Here is an 18480-nt window from a genome sequence, read left to right as displayed (position 1 = left end):
TCCATCGACAGGCACACCATGACGAGTATCCAGGACCGCGTCGCGCAAGCCGTGACGCCCGAACTGATCGCCGCGTTCCGCGAGGAAGGGGCGGTCTGCATCAAGGGCATCTTCTCACCCGACGAAGTCGCCGCGCTGCGCGCCGGGATCGACGCGAATCTCGCGCAGCCCAGCGAGCGCGCGAAAGTCGCGAGCCGGCCCGACGATCCGGGCTGGTTCTTCGAGGATTTCTGCAACTGGCAGCACAACGACGCGTATCGCGACTTCATCGTGCGCTCGCCGGCGCCGTCCGTCGCGGCCGCGCTGATGGGCGCCGACACCGTGCGGCTGCATCACGACCACCTGCTCGTGAAGGAGCCCGGCACGCGGCAGCGCACGCCGTGGCACCAGGACCAGCCGTACTACAACATCGAAGGCGACGACAACGTCAGCATGTGGATTCCGGTCGATCCGGTGCCGCTCGAATCGACGCTGGAATTCGTCGCAGGCTCGCATCTCGGGCCGTGGCTGATGCCGCGCACGTTCATGGACAAGGAAGCGAAGTGGTTCCCGGAAGGCAGCCTCGCGGATCTGCCGGACATCGAAGGCGACCGCGCGGCGTTTCCGATCCGCCACTGGGCGCTCGAGCCCGGCGACATGGTGTGCTTCCGGATGCTCACGCTGCACGCGTCGGGTGGTACGCAGCACCGTCGGCGCGCGTTCTCGATCCGCTTCGTCGGCGACGATATCCGCCACGCGCCGCGCCGCTGGAAGACGTCACCCGATTTCCCCGGGCTCGCCGAGCAGCTGCCCGATGGCGCGCCGCTCGATCATCCGCTGTTTCCGGTCGTGTGGTCGCGTGGCGCGGGGCAGGTCGGCGCGATCTGACGCGGGCGGGTGTGCATGACGAACGCGGCGGCCGTTACCTGACGAAACGGCCGCCGCGCGCTTTTGTACGTGGGGAACAGGATCAGGTCGGGTGGCGTCCGGCGCCCGGCTTGAAGCGCGAGCCGAGCCGGTAGCGGTTGCCCGGATGCAGGAAGTGCACGAACGTGACGGGCTGCCCGTTCGTCCAGGTGCGGCGCGTGAGCGTGAGGCACGGCTCGTCGGCGCGCATGTCGAGCAGCCGGACCTGTTCGCCGGTCGGCAGCGACGCATCGACCACGTGCTCGATCTCCAGTTCGTCATGCGACACGTTGTTGAACAGGTACTCGGACGGCGGCTCGACCTGGAAATCCTGGTCGATGAACCCGGGCGCGGCGGCCGGGTTCACGTAACGATCCTCGAGCTGGATCGGGCGGCCGTTTTCCTCGTGCACGCACACCACGTGAAACACCGGCGTGTTGACCGGCAGGCCGAACGCGGCCGCGACGTCGAACGACGCGGGCTCGCTCGACTGGCTCAGCACGCGGCAGCGATATTCGTGCCCGCGCGCGCGGATTTCGTCGCGGATGTGCGCGATCATCAGCAGGTTCGACTGCGGCTTCACTTCGGCGACGAACGTGCCGACGCCCGCGATGCGCTTCAGCACGCCTTCCTCGGTCAGCTCGCGCAATGCACGGTTGACCGTCATGCGCGCGACGCCGAACTGGGCGGCGAGATCGAGCTCGGACGGGATACGATCCCCGGGGCGCCAGTCGCCCGCTTCGACGTTCTGGCGAACGAGCGTCTTGATCTGCTGGAACGGTGCGGTGGCCTTCGTGACCATCGGGGATCCTTGCGCGAAGAGGTGACGATGCTAGTCGTCGTGACTGACGATGACCAGGATCTCCGCCTGCGCGGTGCCGAGGCTGCGCGTGCGGTGCGGGATGAGTGCGTTGAAATAGACTGAATCGCCGGCCTTGAGTTGCACCGTCTCGTTCGGAAATTCGATTTCGACGCGACCCTTGTGCACGAACAGGAATTCCTCGCCTTCGTGCTCGCGGAACGTCGACGCGACGAATTCGTGCGGCGGATGCACGACGAACGGCAACATCTTCTTCGGCGCGACGCCGGCCGCGATGCTTTCGAAGCGGTGTGCCTGGCTGTCGGCGGCCGCGCCCATCGCCGTGCGCTCGCCGGCGCGCGTGACCGTGATCAGTTCGCGGTTGTGACTTTCCGAGAACAACTGCTCGACGTCGACATTCAGTGCCTTCGACAGCTTCAGCGCGACCGCGATCGACGGCACGCTCAGGCCGCGCTCGACTTTCGACAGGTAGCTCTTGGTGAGGCCCGTCTCGTCGGCCAGCACGTCGAGCGTCCAGCCCTTCTGTTTTCTGAGCAGCTTCAGGCGAATCGTCATGGGGCGCCAGGTGTCCTTCGAAAAACCGATTGTAACGCATGACACAAAGTGTCCTGTGGTGTATCGTGTGTCATGTTTCTCCGGGAAAGCGGCCGCGGACGGCGCGGCCGACCCGGTCCATTCAGGAGGTGAACATGGCGGAAACGCTGAATCTGACGAAGGAGGCGCTGGTCGCGCTGGCGGAGCGGCGTCTGGACAACGCGGTGGGCGACAGCGGCTGGTCCGCGCGGCAGAAGCTCGCGCTTACGTGCCGGATCCTGTTCGACGCCGGCCACGATTCGGGCCTGGCCGGGCAGATCACCTGCCGCGCGGGCGACGCCGGCACGTACTACACGCAGCGGCTCGGGCTCGGTTTCGACGAGATCTCGGCGGCGAACCTGCTGCGCGTCAACGAGGATCTCGACGTCGTCGACGGCGAGGGCATCCCGAATCCGGCCAACCGGTTCCATACGTGGATCTACCGCGAGCGCCCGGACGTGAACTGCATCATCCATACCCATCCGGCGCATGTCGCGGCGCTGTCGATGCTCGAGCAGCCGCTCGTCGTGTCGCACATGGATACCTGCCCGCTGTACGACGATTGCGCGTTCCTGAAGGACTGGCCCGGCGTGCCGGTCGGCAACGAGGAGGGCGAGATCATCTCGAAGGCGCTCGGCAGCAAGCGCGCGATCCTGCTGTCGCATCACGGCCAGCTCGTGGTCGGCAAGACGATCGAGGAAGCGTGCATCCTCGCGCTGCTGATCGAGCGGGCCGCGAAGCTGCAGCTGCTCGCGATGGCGGCCGGCGAAATCAAGCCGGTGCCGCCGGCACTGGCGCGCGAAGCGCACGACTGGATTTCGAAGCCGAAGCGCGATGCGGTGACGTTCGACTACTACGCACGCCGGGCATTGCGGACGCATCAGGACTGCATCGAATTAGCGGGCGATTCGTCGCTCTCGTCTCAGATCATCATTGAGGAATCCCTATCGTGTCCATCCTGTTGAAAGGCATCATTGCCTACCCGGTTACGCCGTTCTCCGCTGACGGCGGCGTCGACCTGAAAGCGCTCGACGCGCTGATCGAGCGCCTGATTGCCGACGGCGTCCACGCGATCTCCCCGCTGGGCAGCACCGGCGAAAGCGCGTACCTGTCCGACGCCGAATGGGAGGCAGTCGCCACCGCATCGATTCGCGCGGTGCGCCGGCGCGTGCCGACCGTCGTCGGCATTTCCGATCTCACCACGGCGGGCGCGGTGCGCCGCGCGCGCTTTGCCGAACAGGCCGGCGCCGATGCGGTGATGGTGCTGCCGGTGTCGTACTGGAAGCTCGCCAACGACGAGATCCTCGCGCACTATCGTGCGATCGGCGCAGCCATCGGCATTCCGATCATGCTGTACAACAACCCCGCGACGAGCGGCGTCGACATGTCGCCGGACCTGATCGCGACGATCTGCCGGGCCGTCGACAACGTGACGATGGTGAAGGAGAGCACCGGCGACATCGGGCGGATGCACCGGCTCGCGCAGCTGAGTGACGGTGCGATCCCGTTCTACAACGGCAGCAATCCGATGGCGCTCGCCGCGCTTGCAGCGGGCGCGGCCGGATGGTGCACGGCCGCGCCGAACCTGAATGCGGCGTTGCCGCTGGCGCTGTTCGACGCGATGCAGGCGGGCGACCTGGCGCGCGCGAGGACGGTCTTTCATGCGCAACTGCCGCTGCTGCAGTTCATCGTCAACGGCGGATTGCCGGTGACCGTGAAGGCCGGGTTGCGCCTGCGCGGCTTCGATGCGGGCGAACCGAGGAAGCCGCTGATGCTGCTCGGCGACGCGCGCACGCGCGAACTCGAACGCCTGCTCGCGGCGCTGCCCGACGGGGTGACGACATGAGCGATGCGGCACGGCCGGCGATCTCGGTCGCCATCGGCGCGGTGCGGGTCGGCAAGCGCCGGCCGCTGGCCGGCACGCCGCACGCCAGCGCGATCGACAAGCAGCCGGTCGGCGCGCGTCTGCGGCTGGGCATGCTCGGCTTCGCCGGCGACGAGCAGGCCGATGCGCGGCATCACGGCGGCCCTGACAAGGCGGTGCATCACTATGCGCACGATCACTATGCGTGGTGGTCGGCGCAGATCGGCGTGCGCGACGTGCTTGCGCAACCGGGCGCGTTCGGCGAGAACCTGTCGACGCACGGCGTGACCGAGCGCGACGTGTGTCTCGGCGACGTGTTCACGCTGGGCGGCGCCGTGCTTCAGGTGTCGCAGTCGCGGCAGCCGTGCTGGAAGCTGAACGCGCGCTTCGATCATCCGCGGATGGCCGCGCTCGCGCAGCAAAGCGGCCGGACCGGCTGGTACTACCGCGTGCTGCAGGAAGGCTGGGTGGAGTCGGGTGACGTGCTGGCGCTGCATGAGCGCCGCTACCCGCAATGGCCGCTGTCGACCGTGCTCGACGTGCTGTACCGGCGCACGCTCGACATGGCCGCGCTCGATGCGCTGTGCGACGTCCCGAACCTGCCGCGCGGCTGGCGCACGATGCTCGAAAGGCGCCGGACGGAGCGGCAGGTCGAAGACTGGACGAAGCGGCTCGAAGGACGATGATGTGCCGCGTGCCGCGTGCCGCGTGCCGAGTGCCGAGTGCCGAGTGCCGAGTGCCGAGTGCCGTATGACTCAGTGGCTCGGCAGTTCCCGAACGTCGGCCGTGGGCACCGAGCCGAACGCATCGCTCAGCGCATAGCCGATCAGTTGTCGCGCGGCCGCCTCGGGCGTCGCGAGTGCGCCGCTCGCCTTCAACTGGTCGAATTTCTCGCGCATCGGGAAGTTGTCTTCGCTGGTCGAGCGGATCGTCGCCTGCATGCCCGTATCGACGACGCCCGGTGCGACGCTGCAGATCCGCAGCGCGCGGTTCGCGTCGAGCGTGACTGCGCGCGCATGGTGATCGAGTGCCGCCTTGGTCGCGCAGTAGACGCTCCAGCCCGCGTACGCGTTGCGTGCCGCGCCGCTCGACACGTGCAGGATCCGGCATTCGGTCGTGGCCGCTGCCGCTTGCGTGAGCGCGGCGGACAGCATCAGCGGCGCCGCGACGTTCACGCCGACCGCGCGCGCGACGATCGCCGGGTCTTGCGCAGCGAGCGGGCCGATCGGGTCGACGATGCCCGCGTTGTTGAACAGCAGCACGATCGACGCGCCGTCGACGAAACGGCGCAGCGTGTCGCCGGCCAGCCAGGCCGCGACGGCCGACGGGTCCGACAGGTCGAGTTCGATTTCGGCGAAGCGGTCGCCGGCTTGCGACGCGAGCGACGGATGGCGGCTGCGCGACACGCCGAGTACGGCGACGCCTTCAAGCAGCAGTTGTTCGGCGAGCGACGCGCCGAGGCCGCGCGTGTGTCCGGTGACGATGGCACGCACGTGCGGGGCGGAAGAGGAGGCGGTCATGGTGGTGAGCGGTTCGAAGAGGTGAACGGGATGAGCGGCGTCGACGAGCGGTGCGCATGCGTGGCGGCATGGCGTGCGGGTCGGGCGATGCGTGACGTGGTGCGCGAAGGCGGTCGCGCGGCGCCGCGGGCGTCAGGGTGACGCATATCGTAGCGCCCGCCTGCGCGTCGCGCAAACGCCGCGGTGCGCAAGAATGCGGAATCCGCGTCGCGGCACCGCATCCATTGCCCCACGGCACCGGCCAGCCGACAGGTCGGATGAAAGCCTGCTGCGGCAAGTGCGCGCGCCGGCACGCCGTGCGGCGCCGGGCTGCGCGACGCGAGCTATCATATGGCTCGCCCGTGCGCGATGCCGGACGGGCCGCGACCGTTTCCCTTCACCTGCTGCACGCTGCGACGCCACTCATGAACACCACGCCGGTTACGCCCACGCCACGCGCCCTTCGCGAACTCACGCCCCTCGAGGCCCGCATTCTCGGTGTGCTCGTCGAGAAACAGCACACGGTGCCGGACACCTATCCGCTGTCGCTGAATGCGCTGACCGCGGGCTGCAACCAGAAAACCGCGCGCTCGCCGGTGATGAACGTCAGCGAGGATGAAGTCACGACCGCGCTCGACGGGCTGAAGCACCTGAGCCTCGTGATGGAAGGCAGCAGCAGCCGTGTGCCGCGTTTCGAGCACAACGTGAACCGCGTGCTCGGCATTCCGAGCCAGGCGATCGCGCTGCTGACGATCCTGCTGCTGCGCGGCCCGCAGACGGCCGCCGAACTGCGCCTGAACAGCGCGCGCCTGCACGGTTTCGCGGATATCTCGTCGGTCGAGGCGTTCCTCGACGAACTCGCGGCGCGTGCGCAGCCGCTCGTCGTCCGGCTGCCGCGTGCGCCGGGCGCGCGCGAGAACCGCTGGATGCACCTGATGTGCGGCGAAGTGAACATGGCCGACTTCGCGAGCGCGGAGGCTGGCGGTGTGGATTCCGTGCCGCCTTCCGAATTCGAAGCGCTGAAGGCCGAACAGAAGCGCCTCGCGGATGAAGTGGCGCGGCTGAATGCGTTGGTTATGCGGATGGCCGGCGAGCTGGGCATCGACGTCGACGCGCAAGGCGACGCGGGCTGACATCTGACATATAAGTATGCGCATCGCCCGGCCACGTTGCCACGTGGTCGGGCTGGAGCGCGATGCGGACACCACCCGCATCGCCGTGTTACTTCAGCTTGACGCCCGGCACGAGATAGCGCGCGCCGCCCGGTTTCAGGATCGGCGCGAGCGCCGCAAACGGCACATCGAGTTGGGGCCCGAGACAGGCGCCCGCCGCGTGACCGATTCCGGATACGACGAACGACAGCTTGCCGGGCGCATCGAGTTCGAACGCCAGATACTCGGGGAACACGTCGGCGCACGACAGCCACTCGCCTTCGCCGTCCGTCACTTGCCGACCGTGTGTCGCCTTGTCACGCAACCGCGTAATGAAGCTCACCAGCGCGGGGCTCGTTCCCGGATCGCCGTCCTTGCCCGCCGTAGTCGCGTCGATCACGCGATTCCAGTCGAGATACGCGCCGCGCAGCAGGTCGAACGTGACCGGATGGTAGTGATTGTTCGGATGGGCGCCGCCGCAGAACGTACTGCCCGATTCCACGATGCCGAGTGCCGCGGGTGACAGCCACGTGACCGTCACCTGTTCTTCGTCGTAGCCGCCGAGCGAACCGGCCGCCGGCCCGTCGTCGATATAGCGCGTCGACGCACATGCGAGCGCGGCGAGATTCATCTGCCAGTGCTGCTGCTCGAGCAGGCGGTTCACGCGTGCCATGACGACCGGATCGGGATGGCGGCTCAGACGCGGATACATGAGCTTCGTGCGCGGGTCGCGCCACATCCGGTACGCGACGGTGCCGTCGCCGATCTCGGGGCCGGCCGGCTGCTCGTGCCCGGCAAGCTTCAGCGTGGCATAAGGCGCCTGCCGCATGTCGATGGCCACGCCGCTTGCGATACCGCTGCCGACGCCGCCGGCGATGCTGTTGGTGATCGCTTCGACGGAGCCGGGCGCAACCGCGTCGGGATCGTATTGGGCGACGCGGCGCAACGCGAAGCTGCGTGTCTTGCCGGAGCGCGCATCGATCCAGCGGCCGCGATAGCCGGCCTTGTCCCGCGTGCCCTGCCAGGTGGCTGCGGCGTGATCGAAATCGGCTTGCTGACCGAATCCCAATGGCGTGCGGGCATCGTCCGGCAACTGCGTTCGCACGAGCGGTTCGACCAGTTGCGCGGGCGTGCCGTGCAGCGGAATATCGACGCCGTGCTGCGCATAGAAGTAGCGGCCCGAGAGTGAACCATCCGCAGCCGGGCGATTGTCGAGTTCCATCACGACGGCGCCGGCGCCTTGCAGCGTTCCTTCGTAGACCGTGCGCGGGGCGGCATCGACGAAGCCCGCGCGCAGCGCGATCAGCACCAGCACCATCCGGATCAGCGGGCGCATCACCAGCGGCACCCGGTCTGTTCGGACGCGTCGCCGTCCGACTTGAAGCAGTACACCTCGGTGGAGACCTTGGCGAACGCGGGCAGCGACGCGCAAAGCGGCAGGGCGGCAAAAGATTTTTTCATGATGGGCCGTGGAAGGATGAAATGCGGTATCAACCGAGCACGATCCGCGTCGCGCCTGCATCGACGAGCCGGAACAGCAGGTCCTCGACGGCTGTCTCGGGCGCGGAGCCAAGATCCGCATTGACGCACCACCCCTGTTCCGTGCGAACCGGTTCCGACAGGTAGTGAGCGATTCCGTGCAGGCCGTCTTCGGCCGGCGTGTTCTCGTCGTCGACGTCGAACCACGCGAAGAACCACGCCTTGAACGCCTCGACGGCCGCGCTTTCGTCGAGACCGTCGGCCTCGATAGCGGCCCAGTCCCACACGAACGGTCGGATCGACACGGCCGCTGTTTCGAGGTCGAATGCCAGCGGCTCGAACGCCAGCTGCGTGGTGGAATCGACCATCGCCGGCTGGCCGGCCGATTCGCCTTCGGTGGCGATGAGGTCGGTCCGGCAGGGCAACGCGAGCGGCCCTTCGGTGGCGAGCGTGCCGTCGGCCCGCCGGTAGGCCGGTTCGACGATCACGGCCGGTTGCGCCGCCGCTTTCGCGAGCAGGTCGGCATACGGTTGGCGGATGGCGCGGAGCAGTTCGGAGACGGTCATCGTGGCGTATCGGTTGGGCAGGGAGCGTTCGGTGACAGACAGCCGGTGTGCGGCGCGGCCGGCATCGCACGATGCGGCCTTCGGGACCGGACAGCCGTGATCGTACGGCACTTCGACACAACGCGGACAGTCAGCCGAATGGCCGGAGCGACCGGGCATCGCGCGACGACGGGTTTAGACGTTTACCTTCAAACAACGGAAAACCCCCATCGAGTGCGTGCGCGTTGTGCTTCAATTCATCCGGTTTGTACTCCTACCAAAATGACGGATTCAGAACAACCCGGATGACTCATTCACAGGAGACAGTCGATGGCTCGGAACCGGTTTTGAAGCGGCACGCACGATGGTCTGCAACACCGCGAACTTCCTTCGATGAAAGCAGGTTATTCCAGGGGCCCCAACCATGTCCTCCAGACGTTTCATGATGGCCGCGGCCGCCGTATCCGCGACGCTGGCCATTGCGGCACCGCCGGCCAGCGCCGCCGCGCCGACCGTATCCGACCCGTTCTACACGTACACCGGCACCACGCCCTTGGCGTCGATTCCACCGGGCACGGTGCTCAAGACGCGCAACGTCACCTATCACGTGGCCGGCATCCCCACCGCGCTGACCGCGCAGCAGTTGCTGTATCGCACCCATAACGCGCTGAACCAGCCGGTCGTCAACGTGACGTCCGTGATCCGGAGCCCGGTCAGCAACGGCCAGGCCATCTCGTACCAGTCGGCCTACGATTCGCTGAACCCGTACGACGAGCCGTCGCAGGTGATCGCCGGCGACCGCGACGTCACCAAGGTCATCAACGTCGGCACGCTGCTCTACAGCGCGGAATCGATTCCGCTGTCGTCGCTGCTGCTGCTCGGCTACAACGTCATCGTGCCCGATACGGAAGGCCAGACGGCCGATTTCGCCGCCGGCCCCGAATACGGGATGACAACGCTCGACTCGATCCGCGCGGCGCTCAATACGCCGTCCACGGGGCTGAATCCGTCGAGCAAGGTCGCGATGATCGGCTATTCCGGCGGCGCGATCGCGACGAACTGGGCCGCTCAGCTCGCGCCGAGCTATGCACCCGAGATCAACAGGCAGCTCGTCGGCGCGGCGGAAGGCGGCGTGCTGGTCGATCCCGCGCACAACCTGCGCTACGTCGACGGCAGCATCGTGTGGGGCGGCGTGGCCGCGGCCGCGCTGGCCGGGCTGTCGCGCGGCTACGGCTTCGACCTGACGCCCTATCTCAGCGATACCGGCGTCGCGGTGTTCAAGGACATCCAGAGCCAGTCGCTCGCGTACATCCTGCCGAAGTACACGGGGCTGTACTGGGGCACGCTGTTCAAGCCGCAATACGCGAACGACATCAACAGCATTCCCGTGTACGTGACGTATGCGAACAAGGTGAATGCGGGGCTGGCCCCATCGCCGACGATCCCGATGTTCATCGGCCAGGGCACGGCCGGCGCGCTCGATGGCACCTTCAGCAACCAGGTGGGCGACGGCGTGATGATGGCGTACGACGTGCGCGCGCTGGCGCAGAAGTTCTGTGCCAGCGGCACGCCCGTCACGTACAACGAGTATCCGCTCGAACATGCGGGCGCGATCGTGCCGTGGGTGGCCGGCATGCTGCCGTGGCTCTACGACCGCTTCAACGGGAAAGCGGCGCCGAGCAATTGCTGGCTGACGTCGCTGCTGCCGAGCAATTCGCTGGCGCCCGAGACGCTGCACTAGCCGCCACGCCGCGGGTGATGCGGCGCATGGCCGGGCGACCCTCCGCGGGTCGCCTTTTTCTTTTCACCTGTTGATCTCCGTCGCGCTGCGGCCATGCAGCCGCGCCCGTCCCCCCCCGCCGCAACCCGCCGCCGTCCCGCCCGGGTGCCATAATCGAGCCTGCCCATCATTCCAGACGTCCCCCGGAGAATCACCATGCAGAACCTCGACAATCCTTCCCACGATCGCGAGGTAGGCAGCGCCGACGCGACACAGGACACCACGCGCATCGACGACGTCCGCATCGGCGCCGTGCGCCCGCTGATTTCGCCGGCGCTGCTGCTGGACGAACTGCCGGTGCCGGCTGCCACGCAGACGCTCGTCGAGGATACGCGCCGCGCGATCGGCGACATCCTGCACGGCCGCGACGACCGGCTGCTGCTCGTCGTCGGCCCGTGCTCGATCCACGATCACGACCAGGCGCTCGACTACGCGCGCCGCCTGAAGGTGGCCGCCGACGCGCTGAAGGACGACCTGCTGATCACGATGCGTGTCTACTTCGAGAAGCCGCGCACGACGGTCGGCTGGAAGGGCTACATCAACGATCCGCGCCTCGACGGCAGCTTCCGCATCAACGAAGGGCTGCGCGCCGCGCGGCAGCTGCTGCTCGACATCAACGCGCTGGGCCTGCCGGCATCGACCGAATTTCTCGACCTGCTGAGCCCGCAGTACATCGCCGACCTGATCGCGTGGGGCGCGATCGGCGCGCGCACGACCGAGAGCCAGAGCCATCGCCAGCTCGCGTCGGGCCTGAGCTGCCCGATCGGCTTCAAGAACGGCACCGACGGCGGCGTGCAGGTCGCGTCCGACGCGATCGTCGCCGCGGCCGCGAGCCATGCGTTCATGGGGATGACGAAGATGGGGATGGCCGCGATCTTCGAGACGCGCGGCAACGACGACGCGCACGTGATCCTGCGCGGCGGCAAGAACGGCCCGAACTACGACGCCGAGCATGTCGAGGCGAGCTGCGCGGTGCTGCGCAAGGCCGGCTTGCGCGAGCAGGTGATGGTCGACTGTTCGCATGCGAACTCGAACAAGTCGCACGACCGGCAGATCGACGTCGCGCAGGATCTCGCGCGGCAGCTGTCGCAGGGCGAGCAGCGGATCGTCGGCGTGATGGTCGAGAGCCATCTCGAGGCCGGGCGCCAGGACCTGAAGCCGGGCGTGCCGCTGAAGTACGGCGTCTCGATCACGGATGCGTGCCTGAGCTGGACGCAGTCGGAGCCGGTGCTCGACGTGCTGGCCGACGCGGTGCGGCAACGCAGGGTGTATTCGCGCAACGCATGACGGCGGCGATGCCGACATGACCGACTCCCCGTCCGACGCGCCGGCCATACCAGGCGCCCCCGCTGCTGCCGACCCGACGGCATCGACGGCGGCGGTGCCGCCCGGCAAGCTGTTCACGATGGCGGGCGTCGGCTGGGCGGCGTTCCTCGGTTCGCCGCTCGCAGGCGGCATCCTGCTCGCGGCGAACGCACGGCGTCTCGGGAATCGCGCGCTCGCGCAGCGGCAGATTCTCGCAACGGCGCTCGTCACGCTCGTGTCGATCGTGCTGTACGCGGCGGTGAACGTGCCGGAAGCCACGGAGGTGCAGCACGCGCTCGTACATGCCGTCGTCATCGCAGGTCTCGCCGGGACGATCGTCTATGCACGACACGCGCAAGGCGCGGCCGTCGCCGCTCATCGGGCCGGCGGCGGCGCGCTGCAATCGAACTGGCGCGCGGCGGGAATCGGCCTGCTGACGCTGCTCGGCGTCTGGTTGTCGATTGCCGTGGTGGGCGTGGCGCTGGGTGTCGCGGGCGTGTTGAACTTCAACTACGACCTGCAGATCATGCGCAATTATCCGGCGCCTGCGGCGCTGCGTCTGCCTCCGGAATGGCGGGTCGTGAGCCAGCCGGAGGATCACGGCGACGTGAGCTACCGGATCCGGCGTTTCAGGTTCGGACTGATCTCGGCGGGGATCGACTTCGTCATCGGCGATAAGAGCGACGATGCCCTGACGAGAATATGCGACGGGTGGGAGGATCCGGTCAAGGAAGGAGGCAGCGAGATCGAATCGCCGCATGCAGGGCACAGTACGATAGCCGGCCGACCCGCACAGACGTGCGAGCACAAGGAGGCGATCAACGAAGTAGTCGTCCACCAGGCGGTCGTGGTGACCTCCGGTGACACGAAGACCTGCGCGCTGATATACACCGCGGGCGAGGAAAACTACGCGCGTTATCTGCCGGAGTTCGACCGCGTGCGCGATTCGCTGCGGTGTCCGTAATGTCGCCGTTGCAAGAGGCGCCTGACAGCGGCTGCGTCATCACGTCCGATGCAGCGTTTCGCGAGTGGCGCTAACATGGGCCGGTGTGATGCGTCGTACGGAAGCCTTCCCGTTTCACGCGGCGCATGCACGGAGGCGGCTTGGCCGGCCGCCGACACCGACAACAATTCACCGGAGTGCATAACAGCATGGCTTTCTACAAGACCCTCATCGCAGCAACCGTCCTCGCCTCGAGCGTCAGCGCACACGCGCAGATCGCGGGTGCGCAGCCGATCAGCGTGACCGTCGAGCAATCGCAGGCGCTGCTCGAAGGCTGGAGCGTGAAGAAGAGCGTGCTCGGCAAGGCCGTCTACAACGACGAGAACCAGAAGGTCGGCACCGTGCGCGACCTGATCGTCGCGCCGGACGGCTCGGTATCGGCGGCGATCGTGTCGGCCGGCGGCTTCCTCGGCGTGGCCGCACATGACGTCGCGGTGCCGATCGCATCGCTCGACGTGCGCAACGGCAACATCTACCTGCCGGGCGCGACGAAGGATGCGCTGAAGGCCACGCCCGCGTTCCAGTACGCGAAGGTGCCGTCGCCGCCGAAGCCGAAGAAGCTCGACGACAAGCACTGAGCCAGCACGGATTGGCAATGCCCGGCGCGCAACGCGCCGGGTATTCCATTTGCGCTCAGCCGTTCGACGGATCGTCCGGTGGCGCGAGCGCCACGACGTGGCTGATGCCTTCGTGCGCCATCTTCGTATAAGGGCTGAAGCGCTCGGTATTGCGGACGAGTTCTTCCGCCACCGTGCGCTCGACGCCCGGCAGCTGCACGCGAATGTTCGCGTTCAGCATGAACAGCCCATCCACCGGATCGCGGCAGAAGTCGACCGATGCGCTGACCGACGCGCCGGTGATCGACACGCCGGCCCGCGTGGCGAGCAGGCTCAGCGCACCGTGAAAGCACGCCGCATAGCTCGCGGCAAACAGCTGTTCCGGGTTCGGGCCGTCGCCCGGCCCACCCAGTGCGGACGGCAGGCGCAGCGCCACGTCGAGGCAGCCGTCGTCGGAACGCGCGACACCCGATGCGCGCCCATGCTCCGTCGCCCCACCCGTGACGGTCACCGTCGTCGAATAGAGCGTCTGCGGTTCCCGCCCGCGATACTTGTCGAGCAGCGTGAGCGGCGGCGGCCGTAGCGGCGTCATGGCGTGTGCGATCCTGCGGTGCGGCTCAGCGCGCGGGCTGGTTCTTTTGAAACCACGTATCGAAGGTTGTCGCAGCGAGGCGCGCGCCGGGCGCGGGGACGAGCGTGTCGTCCTGCAGCATCGCGCCGAAGTAATCGGCGCCCGCGTCCCTGACCACCGTGCGCGGGTCGTGGGTGATCTTCAGGAAATGTTCGACCAGGTCGGCGATCCGCACCCGATCGGGGCCGCCGATTTCGGCGATGCCGTTGCGCGGTGCGCCGAGCGCGACATCGGTGACGGCGGCCGCGACGTCGTCCGATGCGATCGGCTGGAAGAACGCGGTGGGCTGCCGCGTGGTGTCGCCATCGGCGCTCGCTTGTGCGATCGCGCCGACGAATTCGAAGAACTGCGTCGAGCGCACGATCGTGTAAGGCACGCCCGCTGCGCGGATCAGGTCTTCCTGAATGAACTTGCCACGGAAATATGCGCTTTGCTGCAGGCGGTCGGTACCGACCACCGACAGCGCGACGTGGTGGCGCACGCCCGCCGCGCGCTCCGCGGCGAACAGGTTGCGCCCCGACGTCTCGAAGAATGCCTTCACGGCCGCTTCGTCGAACGACGGCGAATTCGCGAGATCGACCACGACGTCCGCGCCCGCCAGCGCGTCACCCAGCCCCGCGCCCGTGATCGTATCGACGCCGGTCGACGGCGCTGCCGCCACGGCGTCGTGGCCGCGCGCGATCAGGTTCCTGACGACTTTGCTGCCGATAAGGCCGGTACCACCAATCACGACGATCTTCACGATTGCTCTCCTTGAACGGGCGCGCGGGAGGCGCGCCGCCTGAATCGGTCGAGGCCGGCGCGCATCGCAATCGCGCGCGTGCACCGGCACCGTGCCGAATGGCGTGCCGCGATGCCCGCACGCCGTTCGATCAGCCCGCATCGTAGGCAGATGCCGCGCGATCCGGTAGAGCCACGCAGGTGCTCACGGTGTTGCTTCGAATGCATCAATCGATCGTCTCCAGCGGCGCCGTCGTCACCGTGGTCATCGTGGTCATCGTCGTCAGGCACTGCAGGTCGCGTGCGCGCGTCTGTTCGATCATGTAGTCGATGAATACGCGGATGCGCGTCGGCAGGTGCTTGCGGCTCAGGTAACACAGATAGTGTCCGCCGTCGTCAGGCGCGTGCTGGCCGAGGCAGCTCACCAGTTGCCCGTCGGCGAGCAGGTCGCACACCTGGTACGCGGGGAGTTGCGCGATGCCGAGCCCGTCGAGCGCCGCGCGTACGACCAGATCCATGTCGTTGAAGGTGTGATGCGCGGCGAGCTGGCGCTGCTGCGCCAGCCCGTCGACCTTGAATTCCCATTCCGTCGCGCGGCCCGATGCGGTGCGCAGGTTGATGCAGCGATGCTGCGCAAGCTCGTCCACGTGACGCGGCAAGCCGTGCCGGTGCGCGTACGACGGCGACGCGCAGACGATCATCTGCATCGGAATCAGCTGGCGCGCGACGATCGCGCTATCTTCCATGCGGCCGTCGCGAAACGCGACGTCGATGCGGTCGGCGGAGAAATCGGCCGGCCGGTCGCTCAGCAGCAGTTCGAGCGTGATGTCCGGATACTGCGCGTGGAAATCGCCCAGCAGCGGCGCGATGATCTTGCGGCCGAAGCCGGGCGTCGAGCCGATCCGCAGGTGTCCGCTCGGCGGGCCGCTGCGCAGCTCGCGCATGTCCTCGATCGCCTGCGCGAGATGTTCGATGCCGGGCCGGCAGTTTTCATAGAAGCGTTCGCCTTCACGCGTCAGCGACATGCTGCGCGTCGTGCGCTGGAACAGGCGCGCGTCGAGCCGGTCCTCGAGCCGCTGCACGTGGCGGCTGACCGACGAGCGGCCGACGCCGAGGCGATCTGCGGCTCGGGCGAAGCTGCCTTCGGTGACGACGGCCAGGAAGGTGACCACGCCGGCGTAGCAGGTCGAGAAGCTGCGTGCAAACGGATCGTCGGCGTCAGGGCGGCGGATGGAAGTATCTGACATGAAGGTGCTGGAATCGTGGTGTCCATACGCGACTAGACGTTTCAGCACAGCTGCCTGTGACACCGTCCGCGATCTTTTTTAAAAAAGGGACGCGGCGGTGGGCGGGCAGGCTATTTTTCCGGCACGGGCACGGGCACGCGCTTCGATGGCGCGCGATGCGCGCACGTCAACCGGCGGTGCAGGTTGACGCGATCCGGGCGAGCTTGTCGGGGTTGCGCTGCACGAGAATCCGGACGATGCGCGTGCCGTCGGTCTCGAACGACATCGCGGCGTCGAGCTGTCCGTCGATGAAGCGCAGCATGGCCCACTGGCCGTTGAGCACGACGGACCGCATCTCGACCCCGCTGCCGTGGCGCAGCCACGTCGCATAGAACAGTTGTGCGACACGCCGGCTGCCGACCATTGGCCTCGGGACACTCCGGACCTTGCCGCCGCCGTCGCCGATCAGGATCGCGTCTTCGGCGAGCAGCGCCTGGATCGACGGGAAGTCGCCCTGCGCGAGCGCGTGCGAGAACGTCTGCAGCAACCGGTGGTGCGTTTCGCGCGGCACCGCGTGGCGAGGCGAGCCGTCGTCGCGCAGCCGCGCCTTGGCACTGACGAGTTGCCGGCACGCGGCTTCGGTCTTGCCGATCGCGTCGGCGATCCGGTCGTAGTCGATCTCGAAGATTTCATGCAGCAGGAAGGCGGCACGCGCCTCCGGCGTCAGCCGTTCGAGCAGCAGCAGGAACGCGACCGACACGTCGTTCGCGCGCTCGATCATTTCCTCGGGCGTGGCCGGTGACGCGTCGAGTTCCGGCTCGGGCAGCCAGATCCCCGTGTATTGCTCGCGCCGGAGCTTCGCGGCGCGCAGGCGGTCGATCGACGTGCGTGTCGTGACGGCGACGAGCCACGCTTCGGCGTTCTCGATCCCGTCGCGTGCCGTGTCGTGCCAGCGCAGCCAGACGTCCTGCACGATGTCCTCGGCGTCCGCGATGGAGCCGAGCATCCGGTACGCGATCTTCTGCAGGCGCGGACGCAGTGCCTGGAACGTGTGTGCGTCGTCGGCCGTCACAGCCACACCCCGCTGAACCCGAACGCGACGGGCCCGCTCAGGAGCACGCTGCCGGCACCGTCCCAGCGCACCGTCACGTCGCCGCCGTCGCACTCGACCCGAACGGTCTCGTCGAGCAACCCGCGCCGGATGCCATTGACGACCGCCCCGCACGAACACGATCCCGAACCGAGCGGCACGCCGCCGCCGCGCTCCCAGATGCGCAGGCGAACATGCGTGCGATCGATGACCTGAACGAAGTGCACGTTGGTTCTCTGCGGAAACAGCGGATGGGTTTCGATGGCCGGGCCGAGCGCCGCAACATCGAGCGCGCGGAGATCGTCGACGAAGAACGTGCAATGGGGATTGCCCATGTTGCACGCGGCCGGCGCGCCGGGCAGCGGCAGCGCGAGCGTGTCGAGTGCCTCGGCGAGCGGCACGTCGCGCCAGCCGGTGAGCGGTCTGCCCATCTCGACGGTGATCAGGCCGTTCGCCTCCGTCGAGCACACGAGATACCCGCGGGGAGTCCGCAGCACGAGCGACGACAGGCCGGTTTCCCGCATCAGCTGCCACGCGACGCCGCGCGTCGCGCTGCCGCAGGTGTCGAGCGGCGTGCCGTCCGCGTTCCAGAACGCGACGCGGGCCGCCGCGTCGTCGCAGTCCGACACGACCGCGAGCTGGTTGAAGCCGATGCCGCAACGCCGGTCGCCCATGCGCCGCACCAGATCGGGGGCGATGTGCTGCGCTTGATCCTGATCCTGACCGCGCAGGTCGACGATGGCGAAGTCATCGCCATTCGCGTTCATCTTCTGAAATCCGAGCGACATGACAGTTCCGGAAGAGGGGCAGGCGAACACTGTACGTGGCTCGCCGTTCGCGATCAATCGGCGCACGACGATGGGTTGCATAAATTTGTTCTCGCCACTACTCCGCCAATAGGGCGACTGCGGGATTTCGAGAACAACTTTCCGGAGAGATATTTTGCAAGAAATTGTGCTTTTTCCAAGCGATATTAGTGATTTTGTAACTATTCCTGCGCTGCATGTTTTGATCCAGGTGGGGGTAACCTTGATTTCCGTGGAGTTCTCCGGTTAGAGCGCTCTAGACTGCATGCGGGTTTGCGACCCGCCCCCACTAAATATTGGTTTAAAATCAAATGGTTGTTGTCTGGGTGCCATGCCGGCGGGTTCGAGGCATACCGTCAAACCAACCGTTAATAGGAAATGAAAGCGCGCGAGTCTCCCGCAAGGTGATGCACCGTCATCGCGGCGCATGTCGGGTCAGTTGCCGACGCGAACCAGGCGAACTTCGTAGCAGCAGTCGCGTGGCGCGTCGGCGGCACCGTCTCGGTGACGAACCAGGTGCAATTCGAAGATCAGCCTTTGCGATAT

19 protein-coding genes and 1 pseudogene are annotated in these 18480 nt (G+C 67.3%); 9 read left to right on the top strand and 11 right to left on the bottom strand.

Annotated features, from left to right (window positions below; translation table 11 throughout):
* Positions 1–18 precede the first annotated feature (18 nt).
* Positions 19–867, top strand: a complete 849-nt coding sequence (locus tag CFB50_RS33010) for a phytanoyl-CoA dioxygenase family protein (protein WP_089448672.1) — start codon at positions 19–21, stop codon at positions 865–867.
* 82 nt (positions 868–949) lie between these two features.
* On the opposite strand, the gene hutC is transcribed toward CFB50_RS33010, so the two are convergent.
* Positions 950–1687: a histidine utilization repressor gene (gene hutC / locus CFB50_RS33005; protein ID WP_089448671.1), complete on the bottom strand. Its 738-nt coding sequence runs from the start codon at positions 1685–1687 to the stop codon at positions 950–952.
* A 30-nt stretch (positions 1688–1717) separates the two neighbouring features.
* Positions 1718–2260 carry a helix-turn-helix domain-containing protein gene (locus tag CFB50_RS33000; RefSeq protein ID WP_039340426.1) on the bottom strand — a complete coding sequence of 181 codons (543 nt, stop codon included), beginning with the start codon at positions 2258–2260 and terminating at the stop codon, positions 1718–1720.
* Positions 2261–2394: 134 nt separating this feature from the next.
* Here CFB50_RS33000 and CFB50_RS32995 point away from each other — a divergent pair.
* From CFB50_RS32995 to CFB50_RS32985, 3 genes and pseudogenes are all read left to right on the top strand, one after another.
* Positions 2395–3171, top strand: a pseudogene (locus tag CFB50_RS32995) (aldolase); the annotation flags it as partial.
* A 56-nt stretch (positions 3172–3227) separates the two neighbouring features.
* A complete protein-coding gene (locus CFB50_RS32990) occupies positions 3228–4124 on the top strand; it encodes a dihydrodipicolinate synthase family protein (protein WP_089448670.1) in 897 nt (298 codons plus the stop codon).
* Positions 4121–4828 (top strand): MOSC domain-containing protein, encoded by a 708-nt coding sequence (locus CFB50_RS32985; protein ID WP_089448669.1) that lies wholly within the window; start codon positions 4121–4123, stop codon positions 4826–4828. Before CFB50_RS32990 ends, CFB50_RS32985 begins: the two co-directional genes overlap by 4 nt.
* 69 nt (positions 4829–4897) lie before the next feature.
* On the opposite strand, the gene CFB50_RS32980 is transcribed toward CFB50_RS32985, so the two are convergent.
* Positions 4898–5662: an SDR family oxidoreductase gene (locus CFB50_RS32980; protein ID WP_089448668.1), complete on the bottom strand. Its 765-nt coding sequence runs from the start codon at positions 5660–5662 to the stop codon at positions 4898–4900.
* Between the two features lie 404 nt (positions 5663–6066).
* Here CFB50_RS32980 and CFB50_RS32975 point away from each other — a divergent pair, with 404 nt between their 5' ends.
* Complete coding sequence (locus tag CFB50_RS32975) at positions 6067–6774, top strand: YceH family protein (protein WP_089448667.1); 708 nt, start codon at positions 6067–6069, stop codon at positions 6772–6774.
* 88 nt (positions 6775–6862) lie between these two features.
* Here the strand turns inward: CFB50_RS32975 and CFB50_RS32970 are convergent, their stop codons facing one another.
* Genes CFB50_RS32970 through CFB50_RS32965 form a run of 3 tightly spaced genes read right to left on the bottom strand, consistent with a single transcriptional unit; the run spans position 6863 to position 8837 of the window.
* Positions 6863–8128, bottom strand: coding sequence for a hypothetical protein (locus tag CFB50_RS32970; protein WP_089448723.1), 1266 nt, complete (start codon positions 8126–8128; stop codon positions 6863–6865).
* Positions 8128–8253: a hypothetical protein gene (locus CFB50_RS40300; protein ID WP_256979375.1), complete on the bottom strand. Its 126-nt coding sequence runs from the start codon at positions 8251–8253 to the stop codon at positions 8128–8130. The genes CFB50_RS32970 and CFB50_RS40300 overlap by 1 nt, the downstream gene beginning before the upstream one ends.
* A 29-nt stretch (positions 8254–8282) precedes the next feature.
* A complete protein-coding gene (locus tag CFB50_RS32965) occupies positions 8283–8837 on the bottom strand; it encodes a hypothetical protein (protein WP_089448666.1) in 555 nt (184 codons plus the stop codon).
* Positions 8838–9240: 403 nt separating this feature from the next.
* Here CFB50_RS32965 and CFB50_RS32960 point away from each other — a divergent pair, with 403 nt between their 5' ends.
* The 4 genes from CFB50_RS32960 to CFB50_RS32945 all read left to right on the top strand — a co-directional run bounded on the left by CFB50_RS32960 (position 9241) and on the right by CFB50_RS32945 (position 13482).
* Positions 9241–10557: a lipase family protein gene (locus tag CFB50_RS32960; protein WP_089448665.1), complete on the top strand. Its 1317-nt coding sequence runs from the start codon at positions 9241–9243 to the stop codon at positions 10555–10557.
* Positions 10558–10752: 195 nt separating this feature from the next.
* Positions 10753–11883 carry a 3-deoxy-7-phosphoheptulonate synthase gene (locus tag CFB50_RS32955; protein WP_089448664.1) on the top strand — a complete coding sequence of 377 codons (1131 nt, stop codon included), beginning with the start codon at positions 10753–10755 and terminating at the stop codon, positions 11881–11883.
* 16 nt (positions 11884–11899) lie between these two features.
* Positions 11900–12865 (top strand): hypothetical protein, encoded by a 966-nt coding sequence (locus CFB50_RS32950; RefSeq protein WP_144020732.1) that lies wholly within the window; start codon positions 11900–11902, stop codon positions 12863–12865.
* 188 nt (positions 12866–13053) lie between these two features.
* Complete coding sequence (locus CFB50_RS32945) at positions 13054–13482, top strand: PRC-barrel domain-containing protein (RefSeq protein ID WP_046548755.1); 429 nt, start codon at positions 13054–13056, stop codon at positions 13480–13482.
* A gap of 55 nt (positions 13483–13537) precedes the next feature.
* Here CFB50_RS32945 and CFB50_RS32940 read toward each other — a convergent pair whose 3' ends face one another.
* The 5 genes from CFB50_RS32940 to dapF all read right to left on the bottom strand — a co-directional run bounded on the left by CFB50_RS32940 (position 13538) and on the right by dapF (position 17916).
* Positions 13538–14053: an Ohr family peroxiredoxin gene (locus CFB50_RS32940; RefSeq protein WP_069252740.1), complete on the bottom strand. Its 516-nt coding sequence runs from the start codon at positions 14051–14053 to the stop codon at positions 13538–13540.
* A 25-nt stretch (positions 14054–14078) separates the two neighbouring features.
* Positions 14079–14834: an SDR family oxidoreductase gene (locus CFB50_RS32935; protein WP_089448662.1), complete on the bottom strand. Its 756-nt coding sequence runs from the start codon at positions 14832–14834 to the stop codon at positions 14079–14081.
* 205 nt (positions 14835–15039) lie between these two features.
* Positions 15040–16059, bottom strand: a complete 1020-nt coding sequence (locus CFB50_RS32930; protein WP_089448661.1) for a LysR family transcriptional regulator — start codon at positions 16057–16059, stop codon at positions 15040–15042.
* Positions 16060–16225: 166 nt separating this feature from the next.
* Positions 16226–17110, bottom strand: a complete 885-nt coding sequence (locus CFB50_RS32925) for an RNA polymerase sigma-70 factor (RefSeq protein WP_089448722.1) — start codon at positions 17108–17110, stop codon at positions 16226–16228.
* A complete protein-coding gene (gene dapF / locus CFB50_RS32920; RefSeq protein ID WP_089448660.1) occupies positions 17107–17916 on the bottom strand; it encodes a diaminopimelate epimerase in 810 nt (269 codons plus the stop codon). The genes CFB50_RS32925 and dapF overlap by 4 nt, the downstream gene beginning before the upstream one ends.
* Between the last annotated feature and the right edge of the window lie 564 nt (positions 17917–18480).

This window comes from Burkholderia sp. AU33423, from assembly GCF_002223135.1.
In the GTDB taxonomy this organism is placed as follows: domain Bacteria; phylum Pseudomonadota; class Gammaproteobacteria; order Burkholderiales; family Burkholderiaceae; genus Burkholderia; species Burkholderia lata_D.
This window is presented reverse-complemented; position numbering and strand designations above follow the sequence as displayed.